At 72.2% G+C, this 19,823-nt stretch carries 16 protein-coding genes; 3 read left to right on the forward strand and 13 right to left on the reverse strand.

The features are described 5' to 3' along the window. On the forward strand, nucleotides 1-2,994 hold a 2,994-nt coding region (locus ACF08W_RS19595; protein WP_392279972.1), incomplete at its 5' end, for a type I polyketide synthase. Between the two features lie 179 nt (nucleotides 2,995-3,173). Here ACF08W_RS19595 and ACF08W_RS19600 read toward each other — a convergent pair. Next, on the reverse strand, nucleotides 3,174-3,854 hold the full coding sequence (locus ACF08W_RS19600) for a 4'-phosphopantetheinyl transferase (RefSeq protein WP_392279973.1): 681 nt from the start codon (nucleotides 3,852-3,854) through the stop codon (nucleotides 3,174-3,176). 400 nt (nucleotides 3,855-4,254) lie between these two features. On the opposite strand from ACF08W_RS19600, the gene ACF08W_RS19605 reads away from it, so the two are divergent. Together ACF08W_RS19605 and ACF08W_RS19610 are read left to right on the forward strand one after the other, a co-directional pair. After that, entirely contained in the window at nucleotides 4,255-4,899 is a 645-nt protein-coding gene (locus ACF08W_RS19605; protein WP_385217114.1) for a hypothetical protein, read from the forward strand. A gap of 211 nt (nucleotides 4,900-5,110) precedes the next feature. Beyond that, nucleotides 5,111-5,554, forward strand: coding sequence for a VOC family protein (locus tag ACF08W_RS19610; RefSeq protein WP_392279974.1), 444 nt, complete (start codon nucleotides 5,111-5,113; stop codon nucleotides 5,552-5,554). 387 nt (nucleotides 5,555-5,941) lie between these two features. Here the strand turns inward: ACF08W_RS19610 and ACF08W_RS19615 are convergent, their stop codons facing one another. The 12 genes from ACF08W_RS19615 to ACF08W_RS19670 are packed head-to-tail and all read right to left on the reverse strand — an operon-like array spanning nucleotide 5,942 to nucleotide 19,539. After that, complete coding sequence (locus ACF08W_RS19615) at nucleotides 5,942-8,476, reverse strand: MFS transporter (RefSeq protein WP_392279975.1); 2,535 nt, start codon at nucleotides 8,474-8,476, stop codon at nucleotides 5,942-5,944. Continuing rightward, the gene (locus tag ACF08W_RS19620; RefSeq protein WP_385217106.1) at nucleotides 8,473-9,051 is read right to left on the reverse strand and encodes a hypothetical protein; all 579 of its coding nucleotides are present in this window, start codon (nucleotides 9,049-9,051) and stop codon (nucleotides 8,473-8,475) included. The genes ACF08W_RS19615 and ACF08W_RS19620 overlap by 4 nt, the downstream gene beginning before the upstream one ends. Then, entirely contained in the window at nucleotides 9,048-10,751 is a 1,704-nt protein-coding gene (locus ACF08W_RS19625; RefSeq protein WP_392279976.1) for a carbamoyltransferase N-terminal domain-containing protein, read from the reverse strand. The genes ACF08W_RS19620 and ACF08W_RS19625 overlap by 4 nt, the downstream gene beginning before the upstream one ends. Continuing rightward, nucleotides 10,720-11,292 carry a GNAT family N-acetyltransferase gene (locus ACF08W_RS19630; protein ID WP_392279977.1) on the reverse strand — a complete coding sequence of 191 codons (573 nt, stop codon included), beginning with the start codon at nucleotides 11,290-11,292 and terminating at the stop codon, nucleotides 10,720-10,722. Before ACF08W_RS19630 ends, ACF08W_RS19625 begins: the two co-directional genes overlap by 32 nt. Next, complete coding sequence (locus ACF08W_RS19635; protein ID WP_385217098.1) at nucleotides 11,285-12,064, reverse strand: SDR family NAD(P)-dependent oxidoreductase; 780 nt, start codon at nucleotides 12,062-12,064, stop codon at nucleotides 11,285-11,287. The genes ACF08W_RS19630 and ACF08W_RS19635 overlap by 8 nt, the downstream gene beginning before the upstream one ends. Next, entirely contained in the window at nucleotides 12,061-12,801 is a 741-nt protein-coding gene (locus ACF08W_RS19640) for a 2OG-Fe dioxygenase family protein (protein WP_385217096.1), read from the reverse strand. Before ACF08W_RS19640 ends, ACF08W_RS19635 begins: the two co-directional genes overlap by 4 nt. A 23-nt stretch (nucleotides 12,802-12,824) precedes the next feature. Continuing rightward, on the reverse strand, nucleotides 12,825-13,463 hold the full coding sequence (locus ACF08W_RS19645; RefSeq protein ID WP_392279978.1) for a 2OG-Fe(II) oxygenase: 639 nt from the start codon (nucleotides 13,461-13,463) through the stop codon (nucleotides 12,825-12,827). 2 nt (nucleotides 13,464-13,465) lie between these two features. Further along, nucleotides 13,466-14,239, reverse strand: coding sequence for a tyrosine-protein phosphatase (locus tag ACF08W_RS19650; RefSeq protein WP_385217091.1), 774 nt, complete (start codon nucleotides 14,237-14,239; stop codon nucleotides 13,466-13,468). Beyond that, nucleotides 14,236-15,366, reverse strand: a complete 1,131-nt coding sequence (locus tag ACF08W_RS19655; protein WP_392279979.1) for an aminotransferase class I/II-fold pyridoxal phosphate-dependent enzyme — start codon at nucleotides 15,364-15,366, stop codon at nucleotides 14,236-14,238. The genes ACF08W_RS19650 and ACF08W_RS19655 overlap by 4 nt, the downstream gene beginning before the upstream one ends. Further along, nucleotides 15,363-16,796: a B12-binding domain-containing radical SAM protein gene (locus ACF08W_RS19660; protein ID WP_392279980.1), complete on the reverse strand. Its 1,434-nt coding sequence runs from the start codon at nucleotides 16,794-16,796 to the stop codon at nucleotides 15,363-15,365. The genes ACF08W_RS19655 and ACF08W_RS19660 overlap by 4 nt, the downstream gene beginning before the upstream one ends. Then, entirely contained in the window at nucleotides 16,789-18,195 is a 1,407-nt protein-coding gene (locus ACF08W_RS19665; protein WP_392279981.1) for a hypothetical protein, read from the reverse strand. Before ACF08W_RS19665 ends, ACF08W_RS19660 begins: the two co-directional genes overlap by 8 nt. A gap of 54 nt (nucleotides 18,196-18,249) precedes the next feature. Further along, nucleotides 18,250-19,539 carry an acetyl-CoA carboxylase biotin carboxylase subunit family protein gene (locus ACF08W_RS19670; RefSeq protein ID WP_392279982.1) on the reverse strand — a complete coding sequence of 430 codons (1,290 nt, stop codon included), beginning with the start codon at nucleotides 19,537-19,539 and terminating at the stop codon, nucleotides 18,250-18,252. Between the last annotated feature and the right edge of the window lie 284 nt (nucleotides 19,540-19,823).

The following is a 19,823-nucleotide window of genomic DNA, read 5'->3' on the forward strand; positions in this document are numbered from 1 at the left end:
CACGTCCATACCGGTCTCGAGCCCGACTGGGACGCGGTCTTCGGCCCCGTGGCCGACCGCCGTACCGTCGACCTGCCCACCTACGCCTTCCAACGCCGCCGCTACTGGCTCGACACCCCCGCCGTGTCAGGCGAGGCCGCCGACCTGGGGCTGGGGGCCGCCGGCCATCCGCTGCTCGGGGCCGCGCTCGCGCTCGCGGACGGGCAGGGGCATGTGTTCACCGGGAAGCTCTCCCTGGCAGGTCACCCCTGGCTCGCAGATCACGCGATCTCGGAGAACGCCCTCCTGCCGGGTGCGGCCTTCGTGGAACTGGCCCTGTACGCCGGCAGCCACGTCGACTGCGATCAGGTCGAGGAGATCACACTGGAGGCGCCGCTGGTGATCCCCGAACACGGCACCGTCCAGATCCAGGTGGTGGTCGGAGACGCCGACGAGTCCGGGCGACGCCGGATCACCGTCCACTCATCCGAGGGGCCCGCGACGGGCGCGCGGGATTCGGAAGAGGCGTACTGGACCCGCCATGCCGTGGGGCTTCTGGCGGGATCGGACAAGACCCCTGGTGACCACCTCGGAGCGGCTTCCTGGCCTCCCGCCGGTACCACCGAGGTGCCGGTCGAGGAGCTCTACGCCCAACTCGCCGCGCGGGGCTACACCTATGGCGCGGCCTTCCGCGGGCTGCGGAACGTATGGCGTGGCAAGGACGCGCTCTTCGCGGAGGTGAGCCTGCCGGAGGAGTTGACCGGGGAAGCCGCGGGGGCGTGTGTGCACCCGGCTCTGCTGGACGCCGTGCTGCATCCGCTGGGCCTCGACCTGGCCAAGCCGGGGGTGGAAGTGGGGCCGCTGCGGCTGCCCTTCACCTGGGCGGGAGTGCGGCTGCATTCCGTGGCCGCCACCACCTTGCGGGTGAGGCTGGCGCCCACGGGGCAGGACACCGCCGCGCTCTCCCTGGCCGACGCCGAGGGGGCGCCGGTGCTGAGCGTCGAGTCCCTGACGCTGCGGCCGTTCGATCCGGCGCAGCTGCTCGGCCCCGGGGCACGGCACCGCGACACGTTGTTCGGTGTGGAGTGGGTTCCGGTCACGCCCGTCGGCGGTGACGGAACCGAGCCGATCTCCGCACATGTCGTCGTCGCCACGCCCGGCCCCGTCGCGGATCAGGACGCGGTCGCCGCCGCCCATCAAACCGCGCAACACGCGCTCGAACTCGTACAGCGGTGGCTCGGCGCGGAGCCGCCGCCCGCAGAGCGGCTGCTTCTCGTGACACGCGGTGCGGTGGCCGTACGACCGGACGACGCCGTGACCGACCTGGCAGGGGCAACGGTCTGGGGCCTGCTGCGCAGCGCGCAGTCCGAGCATCCTGGCCGGTTCATCCTGCTCGACGTCGAGCACACCGGTGTGACCGGTCAGGCCGATGCCATCGGCCACGTTGGCCAGACGACTCAGGAAGTCGGTCCGGCGTGGGAGGGGGCTGAGTCACAGGGCGCCGTGCCTGTCGAGGTGATTCAGGCGGTTCTCGCTACTGGGGCGCCTCAACTCGCCCTTCGAGACGGTGCGTTGCTGAGTCCTCGTCTGGTGCGGGCCACGGAGGAGAAGTCCGAGACCTCCACGCGGAGGCTGGACCCTGATGCCACGGTCCTTGTCACCGGCGGGACGGGTGCGCTGGGCAGGCAGGTGGCCCGGCACCTCGTCACCGAGTACGGGGTACGCCATCTGCTGCTCACCAGCCGTCGCGGGCTCGACGCCTCCGGGGCCGGCGCCTTCCGCGACGAACTGGTCGCATTGGGGGCGGCAGTGACCGTGGCCGCCTGCGACGCGGCCGACGGGGAAGCCCTGGCGGAGCTGCTGGCCACAGTCCCGGACGAACATCCCCTGGGTGCGGTGATCCACGTCGCGGGGGTGACGGACGACGGCGTGGTGGAGGCGCTGACCCCGGACCGCTTGGCCGCCGTGCTGCGGCCGAAGGTCGACGCGGCCTGGAATCTCCACATGGCCACACGAGAGAGCGAGTTGGCCGCCTTTGTCCTCTACTCGTCCTACGCGGCGACCATCGGCAATGCCGGACAGGCCAACTACTCGGCAGGCAACGCGTACCTGGACGCGCTTGCCGCCCACCGTCGGGCCCAGGGACTCAGCGCTGTCTCGCTGGCCTGGGGTCTGTGGGCCGACGAGGCGGAGCCGGCGGCCGGGACGGAGCCGCAGGAGGGCAGCGCCGTCACCGCGACCCTCGGTGCCGCGGACCGGGCCCGGCTCGCACGCAGCGGCATCGGTGTGCTGTCGCCCGCCGAGGGCCTGGAGCTCTTCGATGCCGGGCTTGCCTCGGACCGGGCGCTGCTGGTGCCCGTACGGCTCGAACCGGCCGCCCTGCAGGCGCGGGCGGCGTCGGGTGAACTGCACGACCTGTACCGGTCGTTGGTGAAGCAACCGCTGAGGCGAGCGGCCGTGCATGCCGAGGTCGACGCGGCCGAGGCGCTGCGGAAGAAGCTCGCCGCCGTCGGTGAGGGGCCGGAGCGGGCGCGGCTCCTGCTGGAGCTCGTGCAGACCGAAGCCGCCGTCATCCTGGGCCACTCATCGCCGGGTTCGGTGGAACCCGGCCGCGGGCTGCTCGACATGGGCTTCGACTCGCTGACCGCGGTCGAACTCCGCAACCGGCTGGGGGCGGCCACCGGACTGGGGCTCCCCACGACTCTGGTGTTCGACCACCCGACTCCTTCGGCGATCGCCGAACTGCTCCGTTCGGAGCTGGCCGGCTCCGGCGACGCACCCTCACGGGTAGCCGGTGACCTTTCCGTACTCGACACACTGGAGGCAGAGATCTCGGCAATCTCGGCGGACGAAGCGCTGCGGACCCACCTCCGGCTCCGGCTGGAGGCCGCGCTTGAGAGAGTCATCGGACTGGACAGAGAGGGAGGACAGGGCGAGGAGACGGATCTGACGGGGCGGCTGAGCGGCGCGACGGACGATGAGATCTTCGATTTCATCGACAGCGAGCTGGCCTGAGCCCACGGCACCGTCCCGTTCCTCTGGGAGGTGTGCCGAAACGCGACGCGCTCACCGCCGGCCCTGCGGCCGGCGGTGAGCGCACGCCGTCTTCCCGGAGATGTGAGATGGGAGACCCTCCAAGGGCGCCGGGCCCGGGAGCAAGATCAGGGTCCAAGGCCCGCCCGTCGCGGCATCGATCAGGTATGTGGAATGGCCACCGCGGTTGCGACCAGGCCATGGGAGACCACCCACCGTCCTTCGAAGTGTCTGATACGACGGAAGCCCACAACGGGACCGGGAACGAGGAGCTCCGCGCGAAAGCGGCCGTACGTCCCCGTCTCGGATTCCGGGTGGATCTCGATGTCGGCCTCCTCGAAGTCCAGCCGCTTCCCGGTCAGAGGAAACCATGCCTTGTAGACGGACTCCTTTGCGCTGTACAGCAGCCGATCCCAGTGAATCGCGGGCTGCCGGGCGTGGAGCAGGGTGAGGCGCTCCCGCTCGACGGCCAGCGCGACCGAGCGCAGGACGCTCTCCGGGAGTGCGGCGTGGGGCTCGGCATCTATGCCCAGGGAAGCCAGATCGGTGGCGCGGACCAGGGCTGCGGCGCGGTAGCCGGCACAGTGGGTCATGCTGCCGAGCAGGCCTTCGGGCCACTGCGGAGCGCCGCGCTCGCCGGGAAGTATCGGAGCCGGCGGCACTCCGAGCTTCGCCATGGCGCGACGGGCGCAGACGCGCACCGTGGTGAACTCGCGGCGGCGCCTGTCCACCGCCCGGGCCACGACAGCCCGCTCCTCAGGATGGAGCAGGGCCTGGTCGGCCTCGTCGTCGCCGTAGGCCTCCACGGCCACCACCGAGCGTGGGAGCAGCTCATCGATCACTCGTCGAACCTCCATCTGCGCCAGGCGGCGCGGCCTGCCCGGAGGGTGCGGGCGGGCGTGCCACCTTCGGAGGCATCCCACCGACCCGCGACCGCAGCCCGGACACGTCACTCTCAACTCACGGGCACGAGCGACGATGCGGACCACGCCGGCCACCGACCATACCCGCTCCGCTCCGCACCTGTGCCGCACTCGCCGCGCGCCCTGTGCCGCGTCTGTGCCGTGCCTGTGGCGAGTCTGTGTCATTCCCGCCTCAGCCTGAGATGGCGTCGCGGCGCGCCTCGTTGACGCACCGCTGTCGTCGTGCCGCGTCGCCGCGTCAGGTCACATGACCGGGCGCTTCGCCCAGTTGAACGTTCCGGTTGCCGTAGAGGCAGCCCTCACTGACAGTCAGGTCAAAATGATAAATAAGGTACGTACGGTCTCCGCAGTTGCCCTCACCACTGTGCTGCTCGGGCTCACGGCCTGCAACGACGGCGAGGACGCGGCACCGGCGCAGGACTCGCCGTCGGCCTCCGCCCCGGCGCCGTCCGACCCGGGCGGCAAGAGCCCGTCCGCGGACCCCAGTGACGACGCTGCCGCTCCTGCCGGTGGTGACGTCGCCGCACCGGGCACGAAGTTCAAGATCGGTGACCGAGCGGTCCTGCCGTTCAAGTACGGGACCGACAAGAAGGGCACCGTGGCCGTGACCGTCACGGCGATCGAGAAGGGCGCGGAGGCCGACATGGCCACCTTCGGCGACAAGGCGAAGGGCATGACGCCCTACTACATCCGGATGAAGGTGGAGAACGTCGGCGGCACCGACCTGTCGTACGCGTCGCTGAGGCTGCGCGGCAAGCTGGAAGGCGGCGGCCCCACGGGCGTCATCCTGATCGGCGACCTCCCCGGCAAGTGCGACAGCAAGACGGCACCCCGCGACTTCACCACCAAGGGCGCGTCGTACGAGACCTGCTCGCTCAGTGCCACGAAGACCGATCCCATCGCGGTTGCCTCGTTCGAGGAGGGTGACGCGTACAGTGCCAGCCCGGTCCTCTGGACCAGCTGATCAGCCGTTCAATGTCGGCGGGCCTGGCATCCCGTCCTTGACGGCATGCCAGGCCCGCGGCCGATTCCCCCGGGTGAAGTCGGGCGTGAACTCCGCCCGGCCCCAGAACGTGATCCAAGGTGCCTGCGAGGTGCATCGCACTCGGCGACGACGACCCCAAGGCCAGGCCGGCCGCAGCGCACCGGGCGATGCCACGAGACCTTCAGGGCTGATGGGGCGGGCCCCGTCCGTTACACGGCCACCGCGAAACCAGGAGCGACTGCCCGTGAATATCGACCTCGTCGTCATCTACACACCCCGGCTCGACGCCTGCCGGGACTTCTACACCGGCATCGGTCTCGAGTTCGTCCGAGAACAGCACGGCACCGGACCGATGCATTACGCCGCGCCCCTCCCGGGCGGGGGCGTCCTGGAGCTGTACCCGGCCACACGACACCCAGCGACCGGCAGCCTGCGTCTGGGGCTGACCGCGCCGGCAGATGCCGGATCGCCCCACCCCGTGGGCCGGCACACCCTGATCGACCCGGACGGCCGCACGGTCGTCCTCACCATCACGGGTGCTGGGGTCATGCGGCGAGCTCGACGTCCGCGCGGGCGGGCGGGTCGTAGAAGGTGCCGTTGCGGTACGGCCCTTCGAAGTCGCCCTGCGGGCTGAGCGAAAGGAGCCTGACGGCGAATGTCCAGGTCAGGCGCCTTTCCTCGTGCGCCTAGAAGAAGTCGAGCTTCTTCGGCGATTAGCTCACCAGCAAATTCTTCGAAAGGTCGTCGGATCACGGTGAATCGCCCACGCTGCCCATGCCTTCGCAGGCGGCGAAGCCGAAGCCGGTGGTGCCGGTGTGGCGCGCGGGTCTGGCCTGGTCGCCGTTCCGGAACAGTTGGGGAAGGACGGGTGCTGGCGTCTGTCCACGGACTGGCGCAGGACCCGGGACGGATGCCGGGGGACGTGCTGACCTCCTGCCGGTGGAAAGGGGCTGGAGTCTGGTGGCACGGCTCGCGGCCGGGGAGTGCGCGGGGCGCGGACAGCCCCGGCCGCGAGCGGTGGTCAGTGGTACAGCGGGTAGCGGTCCTTGTGCTCGTACCAGTACTCGAACTGGATGAGCAGCCGGGTGGGCGAGCCTCCCGTGGCGACGCGGGACACGGAGTGCCAGGACTTTTCGTTGGGCGGGAAGGCCAGGACCAGGCCCGGCTGCGGTGCGATGGAGAACACCGGCGGGGTGGCGTGGTCCCCGGAGACCCGGATCTCGAACTCGCCGCCGGAGTGCGCCGGCCACTCCTCGTTCAGATAGAGCAGCGCGGTGATGGCCTTGTCCGGCTTGTCCTTGTGGGCCGACAGGAAGTCGCCGTCGTGGTGGGTGTACACGCCGATGTCCAGTGACAGGCCGTCCAGTTTGATGCCGGTGCCCTCCGACAACCAGCGGGTGACCCGGCCGCCGCTGAGGTCGGCGTACAGCTCCTGCCACTCCTCGGGCAGCGACTCGATGATCTGGCTCTGCTGGTTGTTCACCATCAAATACACCAGGTTCATCTGGTACAGCTTCTCGTGGCGGGGGTCGGTCCGGGAGATGGCGGCCGTCCGGTCCATCGGCGCGGTCTCGTAGAGCCGGGCCACCTGCTCCCGGGTCAGGGTGTTCTGCGCCAGGTGGACCTCGTACGGGGACTCGACGCGCATGAAGCGGGTGTCGGTGTTGAACATGGCACCTTCCTTTTCCGTGGGTTCAGTGGAGTCCCGGGGGGTGCCCGGGATCCTTGGTTCTCGGGGGGTGTCGGCGGAGGGCACGTGCGGCAGTGTGCCGAGCCAGCGGCGCACCTCTGCGGGGCTGGTCAGCCGTACCGTCCGGGCGTGCGGATACCGGGCGAGGAACTCCGCCGTCTCCCGCTGCCGTTGCCCGTACCGGGCCCACACCAGGCGGACCGGATGGTGGGGGTTGAACAGCAGGGAACGCCAGGTCTCGACGTTGCCGTGCCAGAGCCGTCGGCCGGTGACGATGCGGACGACCGACCGCCGGACCACCCGGCGCAGCACGATGCGCCGGGGCAGGTCCAGCCAGACGAAGGTGTCGGCGCGGCTGCCGAGGATGTCGCCGACGACCCAGTAGTACGGGGCGTCGCAGACCCAGTCGGGCGCCTCGGTGACCGCCCGGACGTCGTCCGCGAACTCGTCCCGCGTCGACCAGGCCGGTCCGTGGTAGAGGCCGTCCAACTCGACGTGCGGGACGCCGAGCCGCAGCGACAGCCGGGCGGCCAGCGTGCTCTTGCCTGCCCCGGGGACGCCCGCGAGGACGATCCGGCGCGGCACCGGACCCGCGGACCGTCCCGGCTCGCCGGACGGAGGAGCGGCCGAGGAGGCCGAAGGGGCGGGCGGACGCGGCAGGGTACGGAGGACCGGGGGCACCACGAGGGTGCTCACCAGGGACAGCCCGGCCATGACCGCCCACAGCGTGCCGTTGCCCACCGCCAGCAGGGTGGTGAACAGGACCGGCCCAGCGGCACCCGCGAGCCCGAAGGCTGTCTGGAACAGCGCGCTGTACCGGCCCTTGAGGGCCGCGGGCGCCACCTCGTTCGCCATCGCCATCGTGACCGGCGCGTACAGTGCCTCGGCGGTGCCGCCCACCGCCGCCACGGCCAGCGCCAACGGCACCGCCCACCCGGCCGGCACTGCCCCTGCCGGCACCATCGCGAGGAACGCCACGGTGAAGAGCAGGCAGGAGAGCCGCAGGGCGTACGTCCGCGACCGGCGCTCCACCAGGCGCAGCGCCGGTCCACGGGCCAGCACCAGGCAGCAGCAGGCCAGGACGACCAGGGCGCCGGGCAGCCAGGCCGGGCCGCGCAGGACGTTCAGCGTCACGACCGGGAGGATCACCACGAGGCTCTGGGTGGCGAGGGTGAGCTGCACCTGGAGCAGGCACAACAGCAGATACGGCCGGTCGGCCAGCAAGGACCGCCATCCGCCGTCGGCCGTACCGGGGCCCGGCCCGGGGCGGTCCGCGCGGTACCGCCCGCTCCCCGCGGCCGACGCCAGCACGGCCGCCCCCACATAGCTGACCGCGTTGCCGTACGCGATCAGGTGCAGCCCGCCCGCGTCGCCGACGAGACCCCCGCCGAACGCCGCGCCCAGACCCGCCCCCGCCCCCAGCCCGACCAGCCGGGAGGTGCTGAGCAGGCCGAACGCCCAGGTGAGATCGGGCTCGGGGACCAGTGCGCCGAGCAGCGGGGCGTTCGCCGTCCAGAAGAGCCGCTCGCAGCCGGTGAACACGGCCGCGAGCACGCAGACCTGCCAGGCCGAACCGACCGCCGGGTACAGCGCGCAGATCCCCGCCCGTGCCAGATTGCCCAGCACTACGAACCGGGCCGGGCCCCAGCGGTCGACCAGGTTGCCGGCGAGCGGACCGGCCAGCAGCCCGAGCAGGCCGCCCGCGCTCAACGCGGCGCCGACGTCGTCGATCGGGAGGTGCTGGGCCCGGGTGAAGAAGATCAGCGAGAGCGGGGCCCACAGCCCCGTACCCACGTTGTCGATCAGATTGGCCAGCAGATAGCGGCGCAGCCTGTGGTCGAGGTGGCGCACCCGTCCTGTCCTCACGCTTCGCTCCCGGATTCCGGTCCGTCCTCGGTGCGGGGCCCGCCGTGGTCGTCCAGCCGGCACAGCTCGATCAGCAGCGCGTGCGGGACCCGGCCGTCCACCACCCGTGGCGTGCCCGGGACCGCCGCATGCCCCGCGTCCCGCCGCGCGGTCACCACGGCGACCTGGTCCGCGGCAAGCACGGCGGCGAGGGAGCCCGAAGGGCCCGCCGGATCGGGCGGCCCGTACAGGACCGGCACCCGGCCGCCGTCCAGCAGCGCCCGCACCGTGCCGGGGTCCGTGCCGAGCAGCCCCACGGCGGGCGGGCCGTGGGCGCTCACCCGCGCCGGAAACTCCTCGGCCGCCGCGCAGCGGGACGCGGTCCGCACGGCGACCCGCACGCCGACCGTCCGCAGGAAGGCCACGTCCTGGGCGAACGACTCGGCGAGCCGCCCGTTCCCCAGCAGGCCGAAGTCCATGTCCACGATCACGGTCCGGCCGGCCAGCCGCAGCAGCCCGGCCAGGGTCCCGGCCAGGACGCGCGCCTTCTCCGCGGCCTCGCGGTGGTGGCCGGGCCCACCGCGCGAAGTGCTCACTCCCATCGCCGGTAGAGGGTCCCCTCGCTCCAGATCCGGTCGACCCGGCCCCACTCCATGGCCGAGACCACGTCGGGGAAGAAGCCGCTGCCGTTCAGGTTGGCGCTGGTGTTGCAGAGCACCGGGACACCGCTGAGCAGGTGATACTCCGCCAGCACCTCGGCCAGCAGCGGGTCGTCCTCCTCCGCGACGGTCTGCAGCCGGGCGGTGCCGTCCAGGTGCAGCACGGCGGGGATCCGGGAGGTCCACTCGTCCCGGACCCGGTGGTCGAAGAGCATGTGCGGATCGGGGGTGCCGGGATCGAAGATCTTGGCCGCCTCCTCGACCCGGCAGATGGGCGCGACCGGACGGTAGGGCTCGCGGTCCTTGATCCGGTTGAGGATGTCCTTCGTCTCTGGGGCGACCGCCGCGGCCAGGATGCTCCGGCCGCCGAGAGCACGGGGGCCGAGCTCGGCCCTCCCGTTCAGCACCACCACCGGCTCGCCCGTCTCGTGCAGCACCCGGGCCAGTTCGCGGGGTGAGCAGCGGCCCGAGACCCAGCCCGCCGGGATGCCGACGGTCGGCGTCAGGGCCGGGCCGAGCCGGGGATGCCAGTCCAGCGGACGGATGCCGGTGTGCCGGTTCCTGCCGAGCAGGGCGGCGCCGATCGCGGAGCCGGAGTCGTTGGGGAACGGCGGCACCCACATCCGCCGGACCTCCGGCAGCGCCCGCAGCGCGCTGTTCCACTTGATGTTCAGCGCGCAGCCGCCCGCGAAGCACAGGTTCCACGGACCGTCGCCCTGCCAGCCTCGGGCCGTCGCCACCAGCCGTTCGACGAGCAGTTCCTGAAGGAAGCGGTGGACGGAGGCCAGGACGTCCTCGTCGGACACGCCCAGCCGGTCCGTCTCCTCGCGGACCGTCGCGAAGAACTCGTGCAGCGGCGGCATTGACGGCTCGAAGAGGCTGCCGTAACCGCCCACGGTCCGCCGGTACTCCACCGCCGCCCCGGCGTCGCTCTCGAACCGCTCGTGGAACGCCCGCCGCAGCACCGCCAGGACCGCCTCGTCCACCTGCCCCTTGGCGATGTACGCCATGAGCTTCCCGGCCACCGACAGGTCGTCCACCCTGGACGACTGGGTCGCCCGCCGGAACGGCCCGAAGTGGTGGCCGGCCGTGGCGTAGGTGTGCCCGATCAGCGGGAACAGCGCGCCGCCGCTCTCCACCCCGTGCTCCGGGCCGACCCGGTAGAGCCGGGGGAACAGGCCGCCGTCCCAGACCAGCACGAGGGCGGGCTCGCCGCTGCGGGCGAAGGGACTCGAACAGTAGGTGCTGAGCACGTGCCCGGCCGCGTGCGAGTAGCTGGTGTACGGGTGGACGGCACCCTCGATGCTCAACTCGCCCGAGACGTAGGACCGGTCCAGCTCCGGGCACGCCTCCGACTCCCGGTAGGGGCCGACCGGCAGCTCCAGGGCGGTGCCCCGGTCGGAGGTGTGCACCGAGCCCCGCGCGTCGCCGTCCCAGCCGTCGACCACCCACTCGTCCACGTCCGAGGGCCGGAACCCGAAGTCCGCGAGGACGGACCGGACGGCGCCCAGGTCGGGAATCGCGCTGTAGCGCGGGCTGTTGACCAGCTTCTCCATCTCGACGCTGAACACCAGCCGGTCGCCGTCCAGCAGCGCCACCGCACCGTCATGGGTGAGTTTGAGTCCGCAGATGATCATTGCTTGTCGCTCCTCCGAGTGTCTGTACCGACGCCTGCCGGGCGGGTCCGGCCGGCGGCACGTACCCTGCGACCGGCCGCACGTACAACCGCGAGCCCCGGTCCGGCGGTACGAGGCCGGGGTTCGCGTACGGCACCTGCCGCGAAGTGAGTTCGATGAATCCGCGCCGGACGAACCAGGCGCCGCTGTGCTTGGAGGCGGCGATCAGCAGGGCACAGCCGTGCTCCGCCCCGGTTCGGTCCGCGCGGTCGACCAGCCGCGCCCCGATCCCCTGGCCCTGCGCCTCCGCGGCGACGCACAGGTTGTAGACCAGCAGCCCCTGCGGCCGCCGGGACAGTCCGACACAGCCGAGGAGCCCGTCCGCGTCCACCGCGACCAGGAATTCGCCGACGCCGGCCTCGATCCGGTCCTGCGTCCGTTGCAGGAGCAGGTCCTGGGCTGCGTAGCGCCGGGAGAGCGCCACGATGGCCGGTACGTCCGCGGACCGGGCCGCCCGCAGGCGGACCGCGCGCCGGGTTCCGGGATCCTTCGCCCTAGGCACGGCCGGCGCTTCGCGGCCGGCCGAGGCCGAGCCCGAACGGCTGGTCGGTGGGCATGATCTCGACCAGGTTCACATTGACGTGGGGCGGGCGCGCCAGGCACCACAGGACGGTCCGTGCCACGTCGTCCGCGGTGAGCGGGGCCAAGCCGTCGTACAGCCGGTCGGCCTGGTCCCCGTCGCCGTCGTAGCGGACCAGCGCGAACTCCGTGCGGGCCATTCCGGGGGCTACACAGGTGACGCGTACCCCGGTGCCCTCCAGGTCGGTACGCATGCTCAGACTGAGCTGGTGGACGAACGCCTTGGTGGCCGCGTAGACGTTGCCGCCGCTGTAGGGGTAACGGGCCGCCACGGAGCCGACGTTGACGACATGCCCGGTGCCGCGTCCGACCAGGCCGGGCAGGAGCAGCCCCGTCACGTTGAGCAGGCCCGTCACGTTGGTGTCGACCATCTCCCGCCAGTGCTCCGGATCGGCGCCCTGCACCGGCCCGAACCCCCGGGAGAGTCCGGCGTTGTTCACCACGGCTGTGACGTCCGGCAGCTCGTCCAGGACCTTGCCGAACGCGGTCTCCAGCGCGTCCCGGTCCCGCACGTCCGCCACGACCGGGACGATCCGGCCCGCTGGCGCGGCCGCGGCCAGCTCCTCCAGCCGCTCCTCGCGGCGGGCGACGGCGGCCACCGTGTAGCCCTCCTCGGCGAGCAGCAGGGCCGTACGGAACCCGAACCCCGAGGAGGAGCCGGTCACCACGGCGGTCCCGGGCGTCCGGGGGCTCACGCGAGGTCCATGGGGTCGTAGCTCATCAGGAGCATGTCCCGGGTTCCGACGCCCAGGGCGGGATCGGCGATCGAGACGTCCCCGACGCCGTGCCGGATGCGTACGTCCTCCGCGAAGAGCGAGTCGAACGCCTCGGTGAACAGCGTCTCCACGACCGGCTCGCCCTCGGGGGTGTAGACACGGGTCTCGCCGCCGGTGACGTTGGAGCGGCGCACCATGTGCAGGCTGATGAAGGTGCAGCCGTCGCGGTGCATGCCCTCCGGGGTGGGCCTGCCGAGCGCCCCCGGCCGGGCGACGATCCGCACGCAGTGCGCCTGGATCTCCCACCACTCGACGTCCTTGGCGGGCAGCTGGGAGACGTTGAAGGCGAACAGCGAGGTGAGGAACGGGTTGTAGCGGACCGAGTCCTCCAACTCCTCGTACCTGCGCCACTGCCCGCCCGCGAAGGGGTTGTTCTCCAGCGACTGGAAGTAGCCGGGGTTCTCCTTCACCCGCATCTCGCCGGTGCCCACGTGGTACGCGTAGCGGGTGTGCCGCCGGTAGCGGTACCGGCCGCCGTCGGGCAGGTACGGGTCGAGCGGCATGTCGTCGTACGAGTCCACGAAGGGCTGGACGGCGCCGGCGATCGTCTCCGGGATGTGCAGCTGGTCGCCGCGGAGGAGGGCGAACCCGTCGCGGACGATGGTTCCGGGGACGTCGGTCTCCGTGGAGAGCGCCGTGTCGTGCAGGATGTGCATGACATTCTCCTTGTGCAGGGTTTTCACGGGCGGACGAAGTGCACGAGCAGCGCCCGGCGGTCGTCCGGGCACTCCGGGGTGACCGGGGGCACCGCGTGCCACGAGCGGTCGGAGGGGACGATCACCACGGAGGTGCCCAGCAGCGGTGGTACGCGCCGTACGCAGTCGTCCATGTCCGGCCCGCCCAGCACCCGCAGGTCGCCGGCCCATGCGTCGCGCCACGTCTCGTTGAAGTAGAAGAGCTGGGTGACGGCCTTGTCCGCGCGGTCGGTGTGCGGCTCGATCCAGCAGCCCGGCGAGTAGCGGGTGAGCCGCGCCTCGACCGCGCAGCCGTCCAGCCCGACGCCGGTCAGCGAGGCGAGCGCGGCCCGGTACCGGTCCGACAGCAGGTCCTCGACGAGCAGCCGCCACCGCTCGGACAGCGTGCCCGGGGAGGTCTCCCGCGGTTTCCCTCCGTCGATCACGGTCCGGTTGTGGTTCAGGTACTGCTTGCCGCGTTCGGCGGGGCCCCTCTCGGAGCGGACGAAGCCGTCCACGGCGAACTCCTCCCGCAGCGCTCGGGCCGTCGCCCCGTCCCGGAACGACCGCGGGATGACGGCGTACTCGTACGGGTCGTGCTCCAGCTCGGCGCGCTCCAGGGCGTCCAGATCGAGTACGGGCATGGTCACCTCTCCTCTCCAGGGCTGTTCTCCGCCGGCCGGAAGACCCGCCGGACCGCTTCCCGCCGGTCCGCCCGGCGCAGTCCGTGCCGCTCCAGGAACAGCGGGACGGAGCCGTGTTCGTTCTCGATGCCGGTGAGGAGGCTGCGCATGATCCACCCGGGGGAGGCCGTACGGGCCCGCAGGTCCGGCAGGGGGTAGGTGTACGTCCAGGCCGGGCGCGGGTCGTCCGGGCGCAGCGCTCGGTAGGCGCGGCCGGTGAGCGCGTAGTCGTTCACGATGTCCGCCAGGCGAACGCCGAGCCCGCGCAGGACGAGCGCGCTCACCACTCCGGTGCGGTCCTTGCCGACCGTGCAGCACACGTAGAGCGGCGCCAGGCCCGGGGCGGCGAGCAGGCCCAGGACCTCCGCCGCCACGGGTGCCGCCATGGCCAGCATGTCACGGTAGTTGTCCAGGTAGACGCTGGGCGGGGGCCGCCGCACGCCCCTGATCCGGGTCACGTCGCCGTACACCGGCCGTCGCAGAACCCGGGCCGACATCGTCCCCGGCCCGTCCTGCTCGGCCTGCTCGTCCGGGTGGCGCAGGTCCACCACCGTGCTTACGCCGACAGCCTCCAGGACGGGCGCGGTGTCCGCGCTCGGGGCCGGGCCCCGCAGCAGTACCGAGCGCCGCAGCCGGGCTCCGCCGGGCCCCAGCAGTCCGCCGCTGTCGCGCACGTTGGGGAGTCCGGGCAGGGCGATGGTCCGGGTGCGCAGGGCCTCCCGGTGGACCGGGGTCATGGCAGGCTCCGGGCCTGCCGCCAGGCGCTCAGCAGTCGGGAGACCTGGCGCGCGTTCGGCTCGTCGGTCACCGAGATCCGGACGGCCGCCGGCAGTCCCGGACGGCCCGACACGTCCCGTACGACGTAGCCGTGTTCGCGCAGGTACGCGGTGGCGCCGGCGGCCTGCGCCGGGTCGGGCACGTCCCAGGTGACGAAGTTGCCCGCGCCCGCTCTGGACCGCCAGCCCGGCAGCATCTCCTCGATCTCCCGGGCGAACCGCTCCCGCAGCATCCGGACCTCGGCCCAGATCTCCTCGAAAACCGTGTGCTGGGCCAGCGCGGAGCGCAGCAGGGCGAGCGTGACCCCGGACACCGGGGACTCCGGGTCGATGTCGAAGAGGTGCTCAGCGGTCGCGGGGTGCGTGACGAGCACCGCGGCCCGCGCCCCGGAGAGCCCGTAGCTCTTGGAGAAGCTGTTGACCCGTACGACGTGCGGACGGCCCGTCACGTCCCGCACCGTGTCCTCGCCGCCCTCCGCGAAGGCGAGGTAGGCCGTGTCCACCACCAGAAGGCTGCCGTGCTCAGCCACCGTGTCGGCCAGGGCGCCCAGTTCGGCGGCCGTGTGCAGCTGGCCGGTGAAGCTGTGCGGCTGCGTCACCACCACAAAGGCCGGCGGCCCCTGGCGCAGCCGGGCGGCGAGGTCGTCGAGCACGAACCGGCCGGTCCCGGCGTGCGGGCGGACGGTGTCGAGCGCGCAGCCGGCGATGTGGGAGAACTTCTCCCAGCTGTCGTAGTACGGGGTGTGGAGGACGATCCGGGTCGCGGCGGGGAAGGCGCGGGTGAGCAGGGAGAGCCCCGGGTCGCTGCCCGCCGTGAGGACCAGCCAGGAGGCGGGCACGTCCAGGCGCTCGGCCAGCATGGCGTACGTGGACCGCAGCACCGGGTAGGTGAGGATGTCCGCCGGGTCCAGTTCGTCGAGCGTGCGCCGGTGCACGTCGGCGGCGCGGGGGTGCAGCAGACCGGCGCTCTTGAGGTTGACCTCGCCGGGGCCGCGCGTGCGGGTGCTGCGGAACCGCCCGCCGGCGCTGGGCAGCCGGAAGGGCGACTGCTCCGTGCGGGGACCGGCCAGGGCCTCGCGGGCGCTCATGCGGTCCTCGGCAGACCGTCGACGGACGCGGCCGGCGGCGTGCCGGGGTCCGGTGCGCGTCGCGGGACATTCTCGTACACCACGGTCTCGTCGGTCTGGCGGCCGAAGACCACGTCGTACGCCTCGCGCAGTTCGTCCGGGCCCAGGTCGTGGGTGCCGGGGACGAACAGCTGGCGATTGAAGGCGGACATGGCGTGCTCGTCCATGCCCGCGCGCATGGCCTCCCAGGGCGCGTAGACCGTGGGCCGCGAACGGCCGCCCAGCTCCTTGACCTTGGCGATGGTGCGGCGGGTACCGGCCATCGTGGTGCCGGGCAGTCCGGCGATGACGAAGCAGTTCAGCTCCACGCCGGCGGCGGTGCACCAGGAGGCCAGGTCCTCCAGGTCCCGTTCCGACTTCCGCTTGGCACGGGGCAGCGCGTCGTGCCCCAGCGGGTCGAGGGTCTCCAGGCCGATGCTGATCCTGACGCAGCCCGCCTCGCCCATCGCCAGGACCATCTTCTCGTCCAGGTGGTGCAGGGTGGTGGCGCACTTCCACGGGTACGGCGAGCCCAGCTCCACCAGCCGCCGGCACAGCTCGCCGGTCCACTGCCGGTCGAGGGTGAACGTGGGCGCGTAGAAGGCGACGTACTCGAACGGCGCGGCGCTGAACGAGGCACGGATGTACTCAAGCGTCCGGTCCACCGTCAGTCGGCGTTCGCGCTTGCCGAAGATCGGGTGGACCTCGCAGTACGAGCAGCCGACGGGGCAGCCCCGGGCGGCGGGGACGACGAGTTCGCGCCGCTGCGGGATGCCGCAGAACTTGTTGGCGTCGTTGCGGTACAGCTCGTCGTAGCGCGCGTAGGGGATCTCGTCCGGGGCCGGCAGGTGCCACACCTCGGGCGGCAGGACGCCACCCGGGCCGTCCGGCGCGGTCCAACTCCCGTCCGGCCCGCGCAGGTGTACGCCGGGGGCGGAGTCGGTGCGGCCCTGGAATGCCTCGACGGCGGCCACCACACCGGCCTCGAAGTCGCCGTTCTCCACGACGGCGTCCAGGTCGAGCCGGCGGAAGTACTCGGCGTTGACGCCGCTGAGCCGGCCGAAGGTCACGACCCGGGAGCCGGGGCTCAGCGCCCTGATGTAGCGCAGCATGCGGCCGAGCCCGTCGACGCCGTCGAACTCGTTCATGACGGCGATGACGTCGTACTGGTTCTGGAAGAGGTCGTTGCCGATGTCCTTCCAGGTGGTCCGCTCGACACTGGCGTCGAGGACGGTGACCTCGGTGTCCGGCAGGACGGCGCGTAGGTAGCCGGTGACCTGGTAGAGCGCCAGGTGGTGGCCGGCGTTGAAGTAGCTGAGCACCTGCGGCGGCCAGACGACGAGCATCCGCCGGGGGCCGCCGCCGCGCGGCCGGTGGGTGATGGTCTGTGGCAGGAGGACGCGTTCAGGCATGGACCGTTTCCTTCTCGGTGACGGCGCTGCTGGCCTCGATGGACGTGATGTCGGCGCCGAGCCCGCGCAGGTCCGCGGCCAGATCGCGGTAGCCGCGTGCCAGGTGGTGGGTCTCGGCCAGGGTGGTGCGGCCGGGCACCGCCAGCGCGGCGAGCAGCAGCACGGCGGCGGCGCGCAGGTCGGTGGCGCGCACATGCTGTCCGGCCCGGTGCGGCGGGCGGGGCCCGTCGATCCGCAGGCTCCGCCCGTCGTGGGTGACGTGCATGCCGAGGGCGGCCAGGCCCGGCGCGTAGCCGAACCGGTTCGCCCAGACGGCGTCCGTGATGGTGGTGGAGCCGGTGGCGTACGCGCCGAGCAGCGCGAAGAAGGGCTGGTTGTCGCTGAAGACGCCTCGTGACGCGGCAGTGAAGTCCACCGGGCGCAGGGGGCCCTGCGCCGGATGCACGGTCAGCCCGGCTAGCGAGGTGTCCACCCGTACACCCATCCGTTCCAGGAGTTCGAACTCCGGCCCGAGGACCCCGACCGCCCGGTGCATGCCCGGCCCGGCGACGTGCAGCGGGCCGTCGGCGAGGAGCGTTCCGGCGCAGATCCAGGTGACGACCTCGATCAGGTCCGGCACGAGGGTGTGGCGGACGGGGGTGCGCAGCGTCCCGGGGCCGCGGCCCTGGATCACCAGCGTCTCGGGGCCGGTGATCTCGATGTCGGCGCCGAGCTCGCGCAGCACCACCATCAGGTCCGTGACGTCGCTCTTGCGGTAGGGGTGGTGGAGCGTGGTCGTGCCGTGGGCGACCGACGCGGCCAGCAGTGCCGTCTTCGTGGCCCCGCTGTACGTGGAGCCGGTGATCACGGCCCGGTTGGCGGTGTAGTCCAGCAGGTCGACGGTGCAGCCGGTCAGCCGCTCGGCGGTGAGCTCCAGACCGCCGTCGGGCAGCATCCGGCCCGTCGCGCCGAAGCGCTCCAGGACGCTCACGAAGTGCTCGGCGGGTCGGCCGTGCTGCCCCTCACCGAGCCGGCAGCCGCCGCTCGGCGGCATCCGCACCCGCTTCGCCCGGCTCAGCAGGGCGGGCAGCAGATAGGCGGAGCCGTGGATCCGGTGGGCCAGACCGGCCGGGAGGTCGGCCCCTGTGATGCCGGAGGCGTCCAGGACCAGCGTGCCGTCGCCGTGCTCGGCGGACCCGCCGAGCGCCCGGAACAGCTCGCTCAGGACGCTGGTCTCCACGATGTCGGGGCAGTTGTCGATGCGCACCGGCGCGTCGGCCGCCGCCGCTGCCGCGGCGACGGTGACGAGCGAGTGCTTGAAGCCGGAGGTGCGCACGGCTCCGGAGAGCCGGTTGCCGCCCCGCACCGACAGGCCGGCGCCGTCCTGCGGCGCGTCCCGGTGGGGCGTCAGTCCGTGCATGCCAAAGTCACCTTTCGGCTGGAGAGGGAGGAACTCGGGGTGTGCGGGCGGGGATCAGACCGGGATCCGCCGGTGGGTGAACTTCCAGCGGGAGGGAACGGGGTTCCGCCGCCCCTCCCAGACGACGTTGGCGTCCCACCACTCCTCGGCCTCGCGCATCTCGGCGACGATGTCGGGGCCGGAGAGGGAGAACACGAGGTCGGCCAGGGACGGCCCGAGGGCCGTCGACCCGTCGTAGGACCGCCCCTCCTCGCCGAAGGCGGCGTACCGCAGGGTCCGGGGCAGCGGGCATTCCCTCGGGAGCCGGCGCAGCACCCCCCGGGCGGGCGGGAACCGGGCGTAGCCCTGCCGCTGCCCCGAGGGCGAGATCCGGACCTGGTCGCCGCGGCCCGCCTGACCCAGCAGACTCGCCCCGTGCATGTTCACGCCGAGGGTGGCCTCATGGGTGTCGACCGCCATCGAGCCGCCCATCCGGGACGCCGTCTCGCAGACCACCAGCCGGTCATCGGGCGTGTGGAAGAACTCGACCTGGAAGGCGCAGACGGCGGGTACCGGCGGCAGCGCGCCGATCACGTCCGCGGCCGTCCGCCTGAGCCGGTCCGAGAGGCGGTGCTCCTCGGGCATCATCCCGCTCATGCCCGGTGCGTCGTAGGCGACCGAGAACCAGTCGGAGTAGGGGTGGTAGGACGGCTGGCCCAGCAGCACCTTGCCGCTGTCCATCAACCCGTTGATCTGGTAGAACTCGCCCTCCACCCACGCCTCGACGAGCTGCGGCCCGCCGGGCCGCCCGGGCGTCCACCCCCGGGCGAACTCCCGCAGCCCCGCCTCGTCCCACAGGACCCGGGTGCCGTTGGACCCGCCCGCGTCCAGCCGCTTGAGTACCAGCGGGAAGCCCGCCTCGGCGGCGAACTCCGTCAGGTCCTCGGTGCGCAGCAGCCGGCGCATCGGGGCCACCGGGATGCCGTGGGCGGCGAGCGTGGTCTTCATGACGTACTTGTCGCGGTAGGCGGTCGCGCACTCCAGGCTCTGCCCGGGAAGACCGAGCCGCTCGCGCAGCCGGGCAGCCCGCAGGAGATCGCGCTCACCGGTGGACAGGACCCGCTGTACGTCGAACTGGCGGCAGAGCGCGACCAGTTCGTCCTCCAAGGAGGGGCGGTCGAAGTCCTCGACGATGTGCAGATGACGGAAGAGCCGCGCCATGTCGGGGAAGTCGGCACCGTCGAGCGCCCCGCGGCTGCTGACCACGATGAGTTCCTGCGCCGCCTCGGGGAACCACTCGGGCAGCCGGTCCAGGATCTTCTTCGTGTTGAGGACCAGGAAGGTCGGGGCCGAACTCGATCGCACGATGCCTCCTTCGCGTGGTGCCGCCCGCCGCGCCGTACAGGAAATCCGGCTCCGGAAGCGGTGCACTGCCGATGCCGAGGAGCATGTGGGACGGACCCTGCGGACGGCTCGACAGATCGCTTGGACCTCCGCGACAAGCACCGGCGAGCGCGTCGCAGGCGGACCCACCGACGGGACAAGCGCGCCGTCGAGGCCCTCGCAGGGACGCGACCCCATGCTGGGCGGGCACGCCCCGGAAGCAGCGCCCGCCGCCTCTCTCGTGGGGCCTCCCCTCAGCACGACGC

The organism is Streptomyces sp. NPDC015144 (genome assembly GCF_043079735.1).
Lineage (GTDB): Bacteria > Actinomycetota > Actinomycetes > Streptomycetales > Streptomycetaceae > Streptomyces.

Coding starts and splice junctions, on each gene's coding strand:
- ACF08W_RS19605 (WP_385217114.1), top strand. CDS start 4,255: ATGATAAATAAGGTACGTACGGTCTCCGCAGTTGCCCTCACCACTGTG.
- ACF08W_RS19610 (WP_392279974.1), top strand. CDS start 5,111: ATGGGGCGGGCCCCGTCCGTTACACGGCCACCGCGAAACCAGGAGCGA.
- ACF08W_RS19625 (WP_392279976.1), bottom strand. CDS start 10,751: ATGATCATCTGCGGACTCAAACTCACCCATGACGGTGCGGTGGCGCTG.
- ACF08W_RS19640 (WP_385217096.1), bottom strand. CDS start 12,801: ATGCACATCCTGCACGACACGGCGCTCTCCACGGAGACCGACGTCCCC.
- ACF08W_RS19645 (WP_392279978.1), bottom strand. CDS start 13,463: ATGCCCGTACTCGATCTGGACGCCCTGGAGCGCGCCGAGCTGGAGCAC.
- ACF08W_RS19650 (WP_385217091.1), bottom strand. CDS start 14,239: ATGACCCCGGTCCACCGGGAGGCCCTGCGCACCCGGACCATCGCCCTG.
- ACF08W_RS19655 (WP_392279979.1), bottom strand. CDS start 15,366: ATGAGCGCCCGCGAGGCCCTGGCCGGTCCCCGCACGGAGCAGTCGCCC.
- ACF08W_RS19660 (WP_392279980.1), bottom strand. CDS start 16,796: ATGCCTGAACGCGTCCTCCTGCCACAGACCATCACCCACCGGCCGCGC.
- ACF08W_RS19665 (WP_392279981.1), bottom strand. CDS start 18,195: ATGCACGGACTGACGCCCCACCGGGACGCGCCGCAGGACGGCGCCGGC.